Raw genomic sequence first — 15751 nt, forward strand, 5'->3', positions numbered from 1 at the left:
TAGCTGTAACGCACCCGGATAAGTGACCAAGGGTTAGTAAAGTGATTCCCTGGGAATCACTTAGCCAAATATCGGTCAGCTATAACGCACCCGGATAAGTGACCAAGGGTTAGTAAAGTGATTCCCTGGGAATCACTTAGCCAAATATCGGTCAGCTGTAACGCACCCGGATAAGTGACCAAGGGTTAGTAAAGTGATTCCCTGGGAATCACTTAGCCAAATATCGGTCAGCTGTAACGCACCCGGATAAGTGACCAAGGGTTAGTAAAGTGATTCCCTGGGAATCACTTAGCCAAATATCGGTCAGCTGTAACGCACCCGGATAAGTGACCAAGGGTTAGTAAAGTGATTCCCTGGGAATCACTTAGCCAAATATCGGTCAGCTGTAACGCACCCGGATAAGTGACCAAGGGTTAGTAAAGTGATTCCCTGGGAATCACTTAGCCAAATATCGGTCAGCTGTAACGCACCCGGATAAGTGACCAAGGGTTAGTAAAGTGATTCCCTGGGAATCACTTAGCCAAATATCGGTCAGCTGAGGCAATGCCCTCCTCTCCCCCTCCATTTCCCTACTCTCAGCCTGTCTCTGAGGGTTTTCTGCTGAGTTGCGGGTCGTTGTTGAACACACTGCGTAGCGGCAGCCGGACGTAGATCCGGCGCCGCTTTTCTCGATTGTTCTTGCTCATGTTTCGTTTCTATTTTCGCTTCGCCATTCAATCAGGAGTGTGTTCATGTCTGATTCTGCTATTTCCGTAACCGCCCCCCAGCTGGGGCGCTGCGCTCGACCATCACTATCCAGCTGCATACTTTCCACGCTTGCCGGCTGTGGGAAGGCGTCAACATCAACGACGACAACCATGCCGATGAGTCCAATGGGCGTCCGTTCAATCGCCCCGGCATGCGCGTGTTCATGTCCAATATGCACCAGACCACAGTCGCGTCAGGGATGTACGATCCCTATGCCGACAAGCACATGCTGGACATCGAGCAAGCCATCGCCAAAGCCGTCAGACCCTGCTTGAGCAGAAACAAACCATCAGCGCGGTGTTGAGCCAGGTGCCGTCATCGATCTCCATGACGGACAACCTGTCGGTCAGTCCACGGCAGTTCCCGGTCATTAGCGCCACGCCACTGGCGTTCCAGGGCAGCTACCTGGTATCGGATTTTGACGAGCTGATCCGGTCGATATTGCTGGCCAGCCATGTGGGGCTGATCGGTAATGTGGATAAGAAGCTCTAATCAGAGATGCAGCCCGGGTGGTCCGCAGTGTGTTTGATAAGTCTCGCCGCTATCGCTTTACCGGGCGACCCGTGCCGACTATGTGCTTGGTGGCGCCAAGGTGCTGGCCGCCATCGAGCGCAACGGGGAGTTGCCGGCAGGTATTCTGGATGGAACCCTGCGCTCACAGTTCTCCCCTCCTCTGCCCAAGGCCCAGCTGGATGCCATGAATGAGGCGCTGGCCACGCGGGCAGGTCTGGCCGCCGGACGCCCCCCGATCAACACAGTGACTGACGCAGTATCTGCTACCGAAGCGCTGGACGAGGCGGGAGAGGAAGTGACTGGGGCAGTGATCAATGGTGCTACGAAGATGACTGGGGCAGGGGTATCTGACATCGAGGCCGAGGCGTGATTCGCGTCTACACCCCCGCAAACGATGTCTCCCCAGAGCTGCTGTCACAGGCCGCAAACGTTCCCTCCCTAAAAGGCCTTTTTCCTTTTAAGGGTAAGGGGAGAATCGCGCTTATTGGGTGTGCAGGCCGAGGAGTCCCGTGAGGGGCTCCTGGTCCTGGGTCGGTATATCGTCCGGCAGTCGGAGGAGTTGAACTATGTCTGGCAGCTCGGTGCGATTCTACGACTGCAGCGGGCAGGATCTGGGGCAACTTTTCTGCGCTGGCGTTTGCCGGATCACCAAGCTGGGCAGAGTGGCGTACCGTTGTGGGCGTCGGTCATGCAAAAACAGGTCGATGCCAGCGTGCGTCGGTCACTGCTGGCTATGGAGCAGGATCGTGTGGCGTTTCAATCTGCAGATGAGTATCTGCAGCACGCTGATCCGCAGGCTACCGATGGGCTGACGAAGATGGAGTCGGCAGAAAACGTGTGGAGTGAGGAGCGGGTATGACTGATAAAAACTCACGCGGGAGTATATTGGATGATCTGGATCAGTTTTTTGGCACGCTGGGCGTGTTGGATCGCATGTGTGATCAATCTGCTGGGTCTTCATCATTCCTGGTTGGCACAGCCGGGTAGATGCAGGGCGTGTTCAGCTACATGAGGTGTCCGAGCAACTGGAGCATCATCCGCTAGTTAAACAACTCAGGGATGCAAGTGTGGTTCGCATTGAGTCAGAGTCATCGGGATTTGAACCTGGTACACGACAGCCACTGTGACATTGCGCGATGGAGCAGAACGAGTGATCGAATTTCAAGCGTTCGCGCTATTTGATGTATTTCCGGGTGAGAGCATCACCAGTCGCACAGGCAGCGCGTTTGTCGCACGCTGCATTGCTCAGCATCTGGTCATTGATCTTCAGGAAAAGACGCCTGTCGTCACCGTCACAAAGGACTGTGGCCATACGAGAACCGGGATACCGTACCGCCTGCAGCGATGATGTCGATAGCGAAAGTCGCAGTGGATCAGGTGCTGAACAAGATATTGCTCGGGCTGCCTATGGTAGAGGCTCACACCCAAGTCAGCCAGTAGCTGAGGCGGCGCCCGGCCCCTACGGGGCTAGCATGTCTGTGGGTGTCCTACCGAACGCCCCGTGGGGTGGCTGGGCACCGCTGGCCCCTGCGGGGCTGGCATCACGTCTGGCCACTGCGTGGCCGGTTGGTGCGATTCGTTCCGTGTTTTCCTCCTGCCCTTCCGTTGCTTTCTGCCGCTGCTGATGAGTTGTCTGTGGCGGCATTCCTTCCTGTTCCCGTGAGGGTTCTCTGCGGTATTTGTCGCTGTCTTTTCTGATCCTGTGCCTCGTTGATATGTGATGTGCACAGGGGATGAGGTGGGGAATGCAGCTGATTTTGTGTGAGAAGCCAGTCAAGCAAAAGAGATCGCCGCACTCGTTGGCGCAAGCAAGCGCGGTGAGGGGTGTTTGCTGGGGAATGGCGTCATAGTGACCTGGTGTATAGGCCACTTACTGCGGATGGCGGAACCCGACGAGATTAACCCAAATTGGAAAGAATGGCGCCTGGAGCAGCTACCCATGATCCCGGGCGAGTGGTCCATGCGGGTGGACGCTGACAAGGCAAAGCAATTCAAAGCGATTAAGTCTCTGTTAACTCAAGCCACCTCAGTAGTGATTGCGACAGATGCGGGGCGTGAGGGGGAGATGATCGCCCGTGAGATCATTGAGCACTGCAACTGGCGCAAAGGCCCTGTGCATCGGTTGTGGGCTTCTTCTCAAGATGAGGCTACGTTGCGCAAAGCGCTGGCATCACTGTTGCCCGGTGCCTCCAAGGAGCCCCTGTACTGGTCGGCATTGGCCCGATCACGAGCCGACTATATCGTCGGTATGAACATGACCCGCCTGTACTCGCTGCTGGCAAAGCAGCAGGGTTATCAGGGGGTGCTATCAGTCGGGCGTGTGCAGACGCCTACGCTGGCACTGGTGGTCGCGCGGGATCGGGAGATCGCCCGCTTTGTATCAAAGCCGTTTTTTGAGGTTGTGATCACGGCAGACGGAGGCCATGGCCGCACCTTTGCCGCGCAGTGGTTACCCGTGGCCCAGGTGGCAGATGAGGAGGGCCGCTGTATTAACGGCCCGATTGCGCAGCAACTGGCTGCCCGACTCCGGGGGCAGGCGGCACAGGTCGCTTCTGTGGAGGTAAAGCGAATGCGGGAGCAGCCTCCCCTGCCCTTTAGCCTGAGTGCCTTGCAGCAGATCTGTGATCGTAAATTCGGGTTCGGCGTTCAGCAGACACTGGATATCGCTCAGTCGCTGTATGAGAAACATAAAGCCACCACCTATCCACGCAGTGATTGCCGTTATCTGCCGGTGGCGATGCTTGAGGAAGTAAAACCCGTCCTGCAGGCACTGGCTCAGTCTGATCCGTCCCTAGGGCCACTGGTGATGCAGCTGGACAGTCGGCTGCGGTCAGCTGCCTGGAATGATGAGAAGGTGAATGCCTCAGACCACCACGCCATTATTCCGACGATGGGAGTGATTGATCTGTCAGCGATGACCGAGGACGAGCGCCGGGTGTATGAACTGATTCGTCTTCATTACCTGATGCAGTTTATGCCTGCTCACGAGTATGACCGGACTGAGGTGATGCTGGTCGCGCTGGGGCAGCAGTTTAAGGCTGTGGGCAAAGTGATCGCCGTTACCGGATGGCGGGCGCTGATGGCAAAGTCTTCTGCGGCGGAGTCTGATGAGGCTGAGGATAGCGATGCCGGTGGGCAGGAGTTGCCGCCGTTGGAGCAAGGACAAGTTTGCCCGGTCACCGATGCCCAAGTCGTGGAGAAGAAGACCACGCCGCCCAAATTTTTTACTCAGGGAACGCTGATTGCCGCGATGAAAGGCATTGCGCGTTATGTGGCGGATCCACGCCTGAAGGCCAAGTTGAGCGAGACGTCTGGCATCGGTACCGAAGCCACCCGGGCGGCCATTATCGAGGGGCTGATCAAACGGGGGTTTCTGTTGAGCAGTAAGCGGTCGGTCAAAACCACCGAAGCAGCACAGTCGCTGATTGATGCTCTGCCCCAGCCGCTCACTGATCCCGGGACCACGGCACTGTGGGAGCAGGCGCTGTCTGCCATTGAGCGGGGTGAGCTGACACTTGATCAGTTTGTGGCGACTCAGGCGCAATGGATCACTCATCTTGTTCATGAAGCCAAGCAGGCTGGTCGCGGGGCGTTACAGATTGCCGCTACTCCAACACAAGCCTGTCCGCTGTGTTCTGCGCCCATGCGCAAGCGCAGTGGCGCCAATGGCCCGTTTTGGGGCTGTACTCGATGGCCTGACTGTAAGGGGGTAGTCGATGGTGGCGGCAAGAAGAAGCGGGCACGCAAGAGGGTGGAGGGCACGGCATGACGTCATGGTTCATGGGTTGCACTGCTCACTTTTGCTGGTAATAATGGCCTTACAAAACGTTGACCGCTGACGTCCAATAGCGGCTCCCAAAGACGCAGCCTGAGTGAGAGTGCGTCGCCCCGTCGCCCGATGTGGGTTCCAGGCCAGATCAACAAACAGGGGAACGAGGTTCCCGTACCGACGACGGTCACTGCCTTCCTCTGTTTGTTTCCTCTCGCGACTTTCGTTTTTCTGCTCTTCTGATGGGCAGGCATACCACCGAAGTTTTCTGCCGTATGTGATTGATGGCAGTGCACTTCGGGGTGTGCCTCTGGCCCCATGTTGTTCAACGCTGTGCCTGCCAGCTGCTGCAGGAGCCGTTTGTGTGGGGATCCACGCCATTGATCAGGCCGCGGGCTACGATACCGGCCAGCAATCGACAGATTGCAGTAGCCATCCTTTTCCTGTCGCTCTGTTATCCGCTGTTGTGTTTTTCTACTGCTGTTGTACGTGATTCGTTGTATCTATCCCTTCCCATGATGTGAGCGGCGGCGCTGCTGCCGCTTACCCTACCTGCTGTATCCCGTCCCGACGCTTCGTTGTGGCGCTGTGTATCGCTATGACGTCGCCCTACCTTGTTTCCCTATTTTGATTATTTTGCTTTTTTTGATGTGTTGTTGATGGGGAAGCCCTGTCTGCGGGTTAATCCTCATCGATGAGCTGAGGGTTGGCCGATGTGCGTTGACTTGACTTCCCTCGGTGCGGCGGAAAAAATGGCCGCACGTTATCAGTCTGTTGACTGAAACCCAGTCGCTTCACCTAAGGCGATGACTAACCTGCGGGTTAGTGGTGATTTGCGTGGACAGTATCTCGGCTCATGGCTACGGCACGCACTGGCACTGCCAGCTGATACCACTTTCTCTTATTACGTTGTACTGCACTACTTTGGTCCGGCCCCTCAATGGTGTGTCCGGGCACACTGTTCCGCGTTTCCGTCCGTCAGGCATGCCGTCCTGAGGGCGCTACCCTGTCGGCCTTCTGATTGGATTGACTCGACAGGTGACCTTGTATGTCTACTCAACATCGTTCTCACGCTGATGCGTCTGAACAGGCGTTTACCTTTGCTGACTGCCCCGATCTGCATCTTGCAGACGTCGCAGACTGGCTCAAAAGCTACAGTGCAGCCTGTCCTTATGACATGGATGCCGTCGCTGAAACTGTTGCCCGGCACCAACAACGCCGCTGGGAAAGTTCCTGCTCCATGGTCGATTTATCTGTCCTGCGTCGCTCTGCGCACACGGGGCTGATGATCGCTGCTCGTTTTGCCCGAAAGATGGCAGATCGCATTCAGTGATCTGACTGACCATCCATTTTCGTTATTTCGACATGTCGTTATCACCCTGCTGGGAGTCTTTATTCCCTTCAGGGAGTCATGGCTTTCACAGGGTTCATTTCGTTCCGAACCTTTTGGAGGCTCTACCATGACTACTCAAAACGCTTCTCAGTTTTTCGATTTACACACTTCTGGCATTGGCTATATCAACCGCATTCGCCTGGTTGAGCCAAAAAAAGGAGAGCCCTTCTGGGCCTGTTCTATCGCCGCCTTGCGGGGTGATACGAACAATGTGGAATACACCTATTTCGATGTCCGCGTGTCGGGCACCGAAGCGGCGCGTTTGATCGCTCGGTGTCAACAAGCGGTGGAGGCTGGCAGCAAGATGCTGATCAGTTTCAAGATCGGTGACATCTACCCTGACGTATTCACCTATGCATCCGGTGATCGTAAGGGTGAAACAGGTGTCAGTCTGAAAGGCCGTCTGCTCATGATTCGTTGGATCAAGAAAGATGGCGAAATGATTTACCAGATGCCTAAAGCGGACGACGCGAGCGGTGCTCCTGCTGATACAGCAGGCACACCCGGTGCTAACGCGGCATAACTACTCAATCTATTTTGCTTCACAGTCATTGGCCCAGTTCTGATCTCTGATCGGTACTGGGTCTTTTTTTGTCTGATCAACTGCTACTAGGGGAATAACCGTTTCCCCTGGGGGCACGGCTATTCCCCATGATGGAGGAATACCGTGGTCACTCAACCTGAGCGTGCTCACGACCTGACCCAAGAAGATCGTCTGTTTCTGTCACAGCTCCAGCGTGGGTTGAGGAGTGAAATGGCCACTATCTTCGATAGTCGGTTTGGTCGTTGCACTACACCGCTGGTCGGGGCTTTTGTGGCTCTGCAGGGTAAGAAAATACTGCAGTACGACAAGCAGCGACCGTGGACATGCAAGGCCACCCCTCACTCCGTGCCCTACCAGGCACCGCAGTATCTGGAGCTGGAGGCATTGCAGTCCTGGGGGATCGCCCTGAAACATACGATCTGGCTGGATAACCTCTGTGATGAGGGCGTCTATTTTGGGCAATTTGTCCCAGAGCAGGTGTTAATCATGAGTCGTTGTGGCGAAGTAATTCAGCGTCATGACGGTCAATGGTTTGATAGTTACCTGCCCATAGCAGATCTACCACTTCATGAAGCCATGGCGAAGGCGCTGGATATCCAGCGCATTAACGAGCGCCGCGAAGGCAATTACAACACTGCGAATAGATTATTGATTGAGGCCCAGCGTCTTCGCGAAGCCGTTTCAATGTCCCGACTACACTGGCAGTTACATGAGCTGAAGCAAATCCACGCGGTGACGCGCTGGATGCAGACCGCTCGGTAACGCATTTTTCTTTCGCTTTTTCATTACACCACCACTGGGGGAAACGCTTCCCTAGGGGGGTGTTTCTCCTGGCCATCCTTGAACCCTGGAGATCCACGATGAAAGCCTTATCCACTGCCGCTGTTCATATCCGCTCCACTGCTGCCCTGACCGATGACGACAAACGCTGGCTGGCCCAGCAACGTCGGTCTCTTGAACTGGGTACCGATATGTATCTGTTCAAACGTCTGGGGGTGCTTCGGCACTGTCGGGTGGTGGTTCTGTCGGATGACAGTCCTTTTCGTTATGTACCCCTGCCTCACCAGGTGTTCACGGCACAGGCCATGAGCCTGGCCATGGCGGCGGTGATGGGATCGACGTTCCGTGAGGTGCGTATCGAGTCCGTTCGCGATCCCTGGACTGGCTACGACATCAGCGGCTACGGCTGTTTCCTGTCGTTCGACGGCGAAAGCTGGAGTTCTTCGGTTTACTGGGTCCGTGAATATGAACGGATTCGGGAGGAACTGGAGAGCACGGGACTACACCCGTACTTCATTCAGCGGGAGGTCTGGAGTGATCGCCCATGGCGAGCTCAGGTGGTCAATGCCCATCATGGGTTTGATCTGTCTGACATCGATGATGACGTGAACTGATCGCTCCTACGCTTATCCATTTAACCAACCACCCTTGGGGGAAATGCTTCCCTCTGGGGGTGTTTCTCCTGGTCATCCTTGAACCCTGGAGATCCACTATGCGCATTCTCTTTATTTCAGCGTTTGCCTCTGACACCTCCGTGCTAACCGGACAGCCCAAGCAACAGTGGCTGGCCGAGGAGCGCCATGTGATCGCTCAGGCGCTGGACAGAATGCAGCAGCATTTAGCGTCCGCGCAGTCCTATCTGGACGAAGGTGATACTCAACAGGCCCAGTGCTGGGCATACGCCGCCGGGGAGAACGGATAGCTCCGACACCTCTCATTAACCATTTCACTACCACCCCGGAGGCACCCATTCCCTTCGGGGACAGGTGCTTCCCGTTATCCATTGGAACCTTCGGGAGCATGCTATGACGTCAACTACCTTTTCCGCACACACGGTTAACACCGTCACGCGGGTGTCTGAGGTGATTGTGCCTGGTTGCCTGATCATCATTGACAGCACTATTACGCTGGATGTGGTCTGCCCACCGTACTGCACGGCGCCGATACGTCTTTCGTCGCAGGCGACTATTGATCTCAACGCCTCGCTCAGTGTGGCTGAGGCGATGAGGGACGCGGAGGGGCATTTCCGATACCTGCGCCATCTGGCACAGGTCAGCGTGGAACAGGCTGGACCGCATGCCCCTGTTCTTCTTCCTGTCAGCATGACCATTCGCAGTCAGGAGGCCAGTTTCAGGGGCGTGAATTTTCAACGCTACCAGGACGGCCAGTGGGAAGAGGACTATGCCCTGATTCCCCCTGAACAATGGCGTGTGACGCAGGAGAAGATCGACTTCTTTGGTCGCACCTGCAGTGAGCTGATCAGACACGGAGACGTGCTTGAAGCAGCAGACTGGCAGGGTCGGGAAGCCGTACTGGCTGACCGGCTCAGGCTCTCCCGCCTTGTGGCGGGTGAACCTGCCTGATCTGTTTCACGCTTTTTTCACTTTGAACCTTCGGGAGAACGTTATGAACTCAACTATCGCCAGGGTGAACGCGGCACAAGCAGTGACGTGTCTGTGGGATGTGATCGTGCCCGATGGCCTGATCGTCATTCACAGTGACATCGCTTTTGAGCTGGGCTGTGCACCTTATTACTCCGGTCCCCTGCGTACCCGTACCACGACCCGTCTGCCGCTTCAGGCATCGGTCAGGGTGGCGGAAGCAATGCAGGTCGCGGAGGGGCATTTCCGGGAAATGGCACGCCTGGCTCAGGTCAGAGCGGAGCAGCATGGCCCTCATGCCCCTGTTCTTATTCCTCAGTCCATGGAGATCCTGTGTGAAGGCGCGGTACTTCAGCGCTACACCCAGGGGAGCTGGCAGGACAATGTGGTACTGATTCCTCGTCATCAGTGGCTGGCTACGCAGGCACAGATGGATCAGATCAGCGATACCTGGGTATCGCTGATCCATCAGGAGCAGTATGCCGAGGCGTCGGCCTGGCAGGAGAAAGAGCATCGGCTGCGTGAGCAGCTGAGCTTGTCCTGTGTACTGGCCGGTGAGCCTGCGATTCAACAATGGGGACGTTTGCCGGGTTCACCTGAACCTGCCTGACGTCTGACTACACGCTGACGTTTCACATTAACCATCCCTGGGGGAAACACTCCCCCAGGGGGTGTTTCTCCGACTACTGTTTTGGAGAACACCATGGTTACTCTTTCCTCTATCTCTTCTACTCGCGCTGTTGTGTCCATGTTCGATGCTGTGCCCAAGACTCCGCAGGAGATTGTGGCACTGAAACGTCGGTGGCGTGAAAGCTGTCGCGCATGGAACATCGAACAGACAGGCGGTTTTGAAGCGCATTATCTAGAGCTGTTGGCCTATCGCATTGAGTGTGAGGCCCACAGCTGTGTGATCAAGAAAAGCCAGGCCTGGGATCATGAGATCAAGTTACTGGCTGATCGACTGGGTTGCTCTGGCAATCTCCGAGTGGCTGAGTATGTGCTCAATATAGAACGCGCTTTACTGCGCTTTGAGGAGCCCGGGCTGCGTCTGCAGTCGGGGCGCTGATCAGCGTTCTCTCTCTCGTTACTGTCTTTTCTTTCACTGCCCATGGGGATCTGTCCCTATGGGCAGATTCCCTGCCGGCGCAACCGGGGTGTTCACCCCAGAGGTCCATCATGGATACCACTGTGCTAGCGCTGTTTCAGTTCGCCGCCATGCTAATGCAGCGGCGTGCTGCGCAGTTTCCTGTCTCAAAATTCACGCACTCGGCGATGTTTTGGCCCGAATGTCCCTGGGCTGAGCCCGGGGAGTGTGCCGTCGACTGGCGTTTGTTCGGTGGGCTGTCGCCCACGGAAGTCGCGGCGCTGTCTTCTACGGATCGGCAGTGTGTGATGGCCCTTTCTCTGTCACCAGTCTGGCAGCAGTGTGTCACTACGCTCTTTGCAGAGATGGATGTCTGGCTGTCATCGGAGGTGGCAGCATGAGTTTCTCTCTCAGTGCGGAAGAACGCGCCATTATCGATCAAGCAAAGGCGATTCTCATGGGGTCTCTACGAGAGCCAGGCGCTTCGATTCATGCGACGGACGCCGCACGCGATTATCTGTGGCTGCAGCTGGCCGCTCATGAGCGTGAGGTGTTTGCAGTGTTGTTTCTTGATACCCGACACAGGGTCATCAGTTACGACGAGCTGTTTTTCGGCAGCCTCGATAAAACGCGGGTGTACCCACGTGAAGTGATCAAGCTGGCTCTGCAACGCAATGCCGCGGCAGTCATCTTTGCTCACAATCACCCTAGCGGAGACCCCGCACCCAGTGAAGCCGATATCGCCATCACCCAGAGCCTCAAAACGGCGCTGGCACTGGTGGATATATGTCTACTCGATCATATCGTCATAGGCCGAGAAGCCGTCTCGTCGATGGCTGAACTCGAACTGTTTTAACTCAACCACTCAACTCAACATAACCTTTGGAGGCCACCATGGCTGAACTGACTCAACCCATGACCCAGTCTCAATTCCTGCAGCTGCAGGACGAACTGGACCAACGGCTACTTGCGTGCGCTATGGGCCAGGAGACAGACGATACGGATCTGCGTATCGCCGAACTCCATAGTCTACTAGATGACGCGCCCTGGACACTGGTGCCCGGTGAGGGGTGCATTCTCAAAACCCAGTGGGATGCCCTGTTTGCTGCGTCAGCGGCAAAATAATCCTTTCTCTTTGGTCGTGTGATACACGACGTGATGTGCGGCTCCTTCGGGGGCCGTTTTTGTTTCTGTTGGGTCTGGGGTAGGCATCATGACGTGTTTTGTAACCCCGAAACCTTGTAACTCGGCGGCATTTGTCTATATCATTTATATTGACATACCACTTAAATGAGCCACCAGCACACAGCACCACCGCACGTTGCGCTATGCATTCGGGACGGGAGAGACGGCTACGGAGAACGATGATGATACCGAGTGACTACCATGACGATCCTAAACTCACTCTGCTGACTGAGCAGCTGTATGAACTGCAGGTGCCTGCCAGCGTGTGCCTGTATGTGTTGTTGCGGAAGCGCGGTATCAAACTGGGCTTCCTGGCTGATTTTGTCGGTATGCCTTACCCAACACTGCTAGACAAGTTAGAAGTCCCCGGTCATCGCCGTCCCGAGGTGTACAGCAGAATGCAGCTGGACCTCCGTACTGCCTTGGGGGTCGATATGATCGGCATCTATCAGGAGGTAGTGTTTGGTGGTGCAGGCTATGACTATGATTACCCTGCTGTTGTTGCAGCGCTGTACGAGGCCAATGTCGAGGGTGCGGTCGTCATCTACGTGCTGTTCAAATTGTATGGCCAGCAGAAGGCCTTGCAGAGTAAAGATGACCTGGCTCAGTCGATTCTTGAAAAACACAGCGCCATGAGAACTGGGCGCTTGATGGATACCTTGAACGCACGTTTAGGGACTCACGATGGAGTGACTCAGGACGTTGTGGCTGTTTTTGGGGTGGATGTCGCCGCCCTGTATGGCAAGAAGAAAACTCTCTGGCCCAAGCGGGACACGTCCGAGTGTGCTATTGACCCAGAAAGGTTGGTGGCAGAGTTGCCTGGTAGCTATTACTCGGCCAAGTCGATGGAAGAGCTGGATGCAAAACGCCTGGATGAGTACCGCCAGATGATCTCCGGGGGCCGCAATGCACTGGAGGTTGCGCGTGAGATGCTGTCTCACAACATCATGCTGCGGGACGTGGCTGAAATAGTCGGGAAGACGCAGGACAATCTGTGTCATCGCATACCTAAAGCGGAGCGTGATGCTCTGCGTCGTCAGGGTATTGAACGCACGGCCACGACGTCCAGTTGATCCTGTTTTGATGCTGTTGTTTTTGATGACCGAATGGGGCTCCGCGTGAGCCCCATTTTGTTTTGGGGGCAATAAACCCTCGCTTTCTCCGTTAGGGTTGTTTACTGACGCGCTCAGTCACCTGCGGCACTGTGCCTCGCACAACGTTGTCGCGAGGTTCCTATGAGCAGTCCGTTCTATCCCATCCGTTATCGCCAGTGGCGTACTCCCCTGTTTGCCTGTCTGTCACCCGGTCTGGCTGTTGCGCTGGCCTGCGGTGTGCTGGCCGGGTGTGCCCAGCAGCAACCTAAACCGGCCCCTGAACCTGTATCGTCGGTCAGCCCCTACCTGATTGCGCCTGATGTCTATGCAGGCGATCTGCCGGGTGTCGAAGCGGGGGCATCCCCTGCGACTGTTACCTATGGCCGTTATACCGAGGTAGCAGTGGGTCCAACCGTGGCCCAGCGCGATCTGATGGCACAGATCATCGATATCCAGATTCCTACCTCCATGTCGCCCAGTGTGGGTGATGCCGTGCGCTATGTCCTGGCCAAGTCGGGCTACAGCCTGGCGGCCCCTTCCTCCGTGACCGACCCGCTCTATACCGCCCCATTGCCTGCGCCGCTTTACCGCATTGGGCCGATGGCTCTGCGGGATGCGCTGCAAGTCTTGGGAGGTCCTGCCTGGCAGGTGCAAGTGGATGAGCTGCACCGCCTGGTGCAGTACGTGCCTCGCCCGGGCTATGCCGCACCGGCAGAGGTGGTGGATGTCAGCGCGTCGGCGCTGGCGACAGTGAAGGTGGGTCAGGCGAGTGAAGCCGGTACGGTGGATGAGAGGGAGGCCGCGGCGGTGCCAACGCCTGTGCGTCCGCGTCGTCAGTCCGGTGAGCAGTGAGGAGCACGGCCATGAGTCAGGATTATCAACCCTCTGCACTGGATGTGCTTGATGATGACCAGCCCGCAATGCAGCGGGCACCCCATCAAGCATCGCTTGGAAGTGGCGCAGATCGTCAGGATCGCAGCGGGCGAGTAGCCCCGCGTGCAGGTAATGGTCTGGCCGTGCTGGCATTGATCTCCGGCGTGCTGGCGTTAGGGGTGTCGGGCTTTGGGATCTATCAGAACCTGCAGCTGGGTTCGAGCGACCGGCAGCAGTCAGCGGTAATCAATGCTCAGGCTGCGGCAGTGGAGAAGGAGTTGAATGAGCTTCGCAGCTATACCACGGGTCTGGAACAGAAATTGACGGCATTGTCGTCCACCTCAAATGGTCTGGTCGGGCTGGCGAGTCGAATCGATCAACTGGAGCGCAGCCAGGGAGCCGGCAGTGCCATGACCGAGGAGTTACACAAGGCGCTGGCCGGACTCGGTGACCGTCTGGGAGTGGCGGAATCATCACTCACGGTGATGTCGGCCCGTCTCGATGCGCAGTCTGCTCAGGTGGAGGCCAATGCCGCTGCCGCTGTTCAGGCACGGCAGGTCACGGTGGCTTCTGCAAAAAAGCCGGTGACCCGCACGAGTAAGCCACGGGTCCTGACGCCCCCCTTTGTGGTACTGGGGGCTGAGGTGCGGGGCGGTGAGTCCTTTTTATCCGTCGCGCCCTCGGCGACCTCATCGTTATCGCAGGTCGTGTTGCTGAAAGTGGGGAGCGTGTATTCCGGCTGGAAATTGCAGTCACTGGGTGATGGACGCGCTGTATTTAACGTCAGCGGGCGTAGCCAGGAGGTGGCGTTATGACGCCGCTAAAGTGGCTGGTAATGGGAGTGTCGCTGTCGGTTGTGGGTCAGTGTCTGGCAGGTTCTGTGGGTACCTCTCGCGCGGAAACGTCACAGATGACCCAGTCTCAGGGGGCGCAATCACAAGCCGTCGATTCCTCTGCAACCGCAGCGGAGTGGGGGCTGAGCGCCGGTGAGTGGACGCAATATCAGCAGGCCATGGCCGGTCAGCGGGGGATCTGGTCGCCGGGGCTGGACCCGATTACCACCCTTGGGGTCACCGCTAAGACAGACGCAGAGAGACGGCGTTTCGCCGAGCTGTTTGTCAAAGCCGAGGCGGTGCGGGTGGAGAAAGAACTCGCCTTCCAGAAAGCGGTTGATGCGGCCTGGGCACGGCTACTCCCCACCACGCAGCCCATCATGGGGCTGGCCAGTTCGTCACCTGCTTCTTCAGCGTCACCTTTTGGTCAGCCTGCGGTGCCATCGGTGGGGGTGATGAGCGCCGGACGAGTCTCATTATTTGTGCGTGATAACTGCGTGCTCTGTGATCGTGAGCTGAAAAAGCTGCTGAGCCAGAACCGCCCGATCGACATCTATCTGGTCGGCAGTGAGGGTAACGACCGAACCATTCAGTTGTGGGCACTGGCACGGGGGATCAGCCCCGCCGCCGTCAAGTCAAAGCAGATCACCCTCAACCATGATAACGGCACCTGGGCATCCATGGCCGGAGCTGCTCATGCCGGTGATTTGCCCGGTCTTATGCAACAGGTCGCCGGTGAGTGGCGAATCGTGCACGAATGAGGCCGGTCACTGTGACGGCCGCTCTCCTGCTCTGGGGCATTTCACTGTTGCCTGGCGTGGCGACAGCTGCCCGTTTTGTGCCTCCGCCGTCGTTTCAGATGGTAGCCCAGGAGGCAGCCGTTCCCGATGTGCTGCTGTACGCCCTGACGCAAACCGAGAGCAATGCCGGTTTGGTGGATGGCAGCTTCAGTCCGTGGCCATGGACACTGAATGTCGCGGGTAAAGGGTTTCGTTATCACTCCCGTGCTGAGGCTTGCAGCGCCCTGCAGGAGGCACTGGCGAGTCACCGTCCGGGCAACATCGATGTCGGCATTGCACAGGTGAATATCGGTGCCAACGGTCATCGTTTTTCATCGCCCTGTGCGGGACTTGATCCAATGCTGAATCTGCGTACAGCCGCGCAGATCCTGCGTGAGCAGTTTGAGGCCAGCAAGGGCAGCCAGGGAAACCCGGTGGACGACTGGATCTGGGCTGCAGGTCGGTATCACCGGCCTGCAGGCGGTGAGCCTGCGGCGAAGTACCGGGCAACCGTCAGACGGTTTTTGCGCAAGTTGGGATTACAGGTGTGATGAAT

The 15751-nt window shown here is 56.8% G+C and carries 18 protein-coding genes and 2 pseudogenes; all 20 read left to right on the forward strand.

Features of this window, described 5'->3' with window-relative positions; translation table 11 throughout:
* Nucleotides 1–823 precede the first annotated feature (823 nt).
* The 20 genes and pseudogenes from QCD60_RS29725 (at nt 824) to QCD60_RS29820 (ending at nt 15746) form a co-directional block, all read left to right on the forward strand.
* A pseudogene (locus QCD60_RS29725) lies at nt 824–1239 on the forward strand (AcaB family transcriptional regulator).
* 82 nt (nt 1240–1321) lie between these two features.
* A complete protein-coding gene (locus tag QCD60_RS29730; protein ID WP_279791137.1) occupies nt 1322–1630 on the forward strand; it encodes a hypothetical protein in 309 nt (102 codons plus the stop codon).
* A gap of 111 nt (nt 1631–1741) precedes the next feature.
* Nucleotides 1742–2119 (forward strand): annotated as a pseudogene (locus QCD60_RS29735) (DUF3158 family protein); the annotation flags it as partial.
* 969 nt (nt 2120–3088) lie between these two features.
* Nucleotides 3089–5029 carry a DNA topoisomerase III gene (locus QCD60_RS29740; RefSeq protein WP_279791139.1) on the forward strand — a complete coding sequence of 647 codons (1941 nt, stop codon included), beginning with the start codon at nt 3089–3091 and terminating at the stop codon, nt 5027–5029.
* Between the two features lie 1048 nt (nt 5030–6077).
* Nucleotides 6078–6362: a hypothetical protein gene (locus QCD60_RS29745; RefSeq protein WP_279781271.1), complete on the forward strand. Its 285-nt coding sequence runs from the start codon at nt 6078–6080 to the stop codon at nt 6360–6362.
* A 127-nt stretch (nt 6363–6489) separates the two neighbouring features.
* Nucleotides 6490–6945 carry an STY4534 family ICE replication protein gene (locus tag QCD60_RS29750; protein WP_279781273.1) on the forward strand — a complete coding sequence of 152 codons (456 nt, stop codon included), beginning with the start codon at nt 6490–6492 and terminating at the stop codon, nt 6943–6945.
* A gap of 144 nt (nt 6946–7089) precedes the next feature.
* The gene (locus QCD60_RS29755; protein WP_279781275.1) at nt 7090–7728 is read left to right on the forward strand and encodes a hypothetical protein; all 639 of its coding nucleotides are present in this window, start codon (nt 7090–7092) and stop codon (nt 7726–7728) included.
* Nucleotides 7729–7826: 98 nt separating this feature from the next.
* A complete protein-coding gene (locus tag QCD60_RS29760; protein WP_279781278.1) occupies nt 7827–8360 on the forward strand; it encodes a hypothetical protein in 534 nt (177 codons plus the stop codon).
* A 98-nt stretch (nt 8361–8458) separates the two neighbouring features.
* The gene (locus QCD60_RS29765; protein ID WP_279781280.1) at nt 8459–8668 is read left to right on the forward strand and encodes a hypothetical protein; all 210 of its coding nucleotides are present in this window, start codon (nt 8459–8461) and stop codon (nt 8666–8668) included.
* Between the two features lie 103 nt (nt 8669–8771).
* Nucleotides 8772–9329 (forward strand): hypothetical protein, encoded by a 558-nt coding sequence (locus QCD60_RS29770; protein ID WP_279781282.1) that lies wholly within the window; start codon nt 8772–8774, stop codon nt 9327–9329.
* 43 nt (nt 9330–9372) lie between these two features.
* Nucleotides 9373–9957 (forward strand): hypothetical protein, encoded by a 585-nt coding sequence (locus tag QCD60_RS29775; RefSeq protein WP_279781284.1) that lies wholly within the window; start codon nt 9373–9375, stop codon nt 9955–9957.
* A gap of 93 nt (nt 9958–10050) precedes the next feature.
* The gene (locus QCD60_RS29780; protein WP_279781286.1) at nt 10051–10413 is read left to right on the forward strand and encodes a hypothetical protein; all 363 of its coding nucleotides are present in this window, start codon (nt 10051–10053) and stop codon (nt 10411–10413) included.
* Between the two features lie 110 nt (nt 10414–10523).
* Complete coding sequence (locus QCD60_RS29785; protein ID WP_279781288.1) at nt 10524–10832, forward strand: hypothetical protein; 309 nt, start codon at nt 10524–10526, stop codon at nt 10830–10832.
* Nucleotides 10829–11287: a DNA repair protein RadC gene (gene radC / locus QCD60_RS29790; protein ID WP_279781290.1), complete on the forward strand. Its 459-nt coding sequence runs from the start codon at nt 10829–10831 to the stop codon at nt 11285–11287. The genes QCD60_RS29785 and radC overlap by 4 nt, the downstream gene beginning before the upstream one ends.
* 38 nt (nt 11288–11325) lie before the next feature.
* A complete protein-coding gene (locus QCD60_RS29795; RefSeq protein ID WP_279781292.1) occupies nt 11326–11556 on the forward strand; it encodes a hypothetical protein in 231 nt (76 codons plus the stop codon).
* A 239-nt stretch (nt 11557–11795) separates the two neighbouring features.
* The gene (locus QCD60_RS29800) at nt 11796–12689 is read left to right on the forward strand and encodes a hypothetical protein (protein ID WP_279781294.1); all 894 of its coding nucleotides are present in this window, start codon (nt 11796–11798) and stop codon (nt 12687–12689) included.
* A gap of 162 nt (nt 12690–12851) precedes the next feature.
* Nucleotides 12852–13562: a PilL N-terminal domain-containing protein gene (locus QCD60_RS29805; RefSeq protein WP_279781296.1), complete on the forward strand. Its 711-nt coding sequence runs from the start codon at nt 12852–12854 to the stop codon at nt 13560–13562.
* Nucleotides 13563–13573: 11 nt separating this feature from the next.
* Nucleotides 13574–14398 carry a hypothetical protein gene (locus tag QCD60_RS29810; protein ID WP_279781298.1) on the forward strand — a complete coding sequence of 275 codons (825 nt, stop codon included), beginning with the start codon at nt 13574–13576 and terminating at the stop codon, nt 14396–14398.
* A complete protein-coding gene (locus QCD60_RS29815; protein WP_279781300.1) occupies nt 14395–15177 on the forward strand; it encodes a TIGR03759 family integrating conjugative element protein in 783 nt (260 codons plus the stop codon). The genes QCD60_RS29810 and QCD60_RS29815 overlap by 4 nt, the downstream gene beginning before the upstream one ends.
* Before the next feature lie 11 nt (nt 15178–15188).
* Nucleotides 15189–15746 carry a lytic transglycosylase domain-containing protein gene (locus QCD60_RS29820; RefSeq protein ID WP_279781302.1) on the forward strand — a complete coding sequence of 186 codons (558 nt, stop codon included), beginning with the start codon at nt 15189–15191 and terminating at the stop codon, nt 15744–15746.
* Nucleotides 15747–15751: the final 5 nt, after the last annotated feature.

This window comes from Pokkaliibacter sp. MBI-7 (assembly GCF_029846635.1).
GTDB lineage: Bacteria > Pseudomonadota > Gammaproteobacteria > Pseudomonadales > Balneatricaceae > Pokkaliibacter.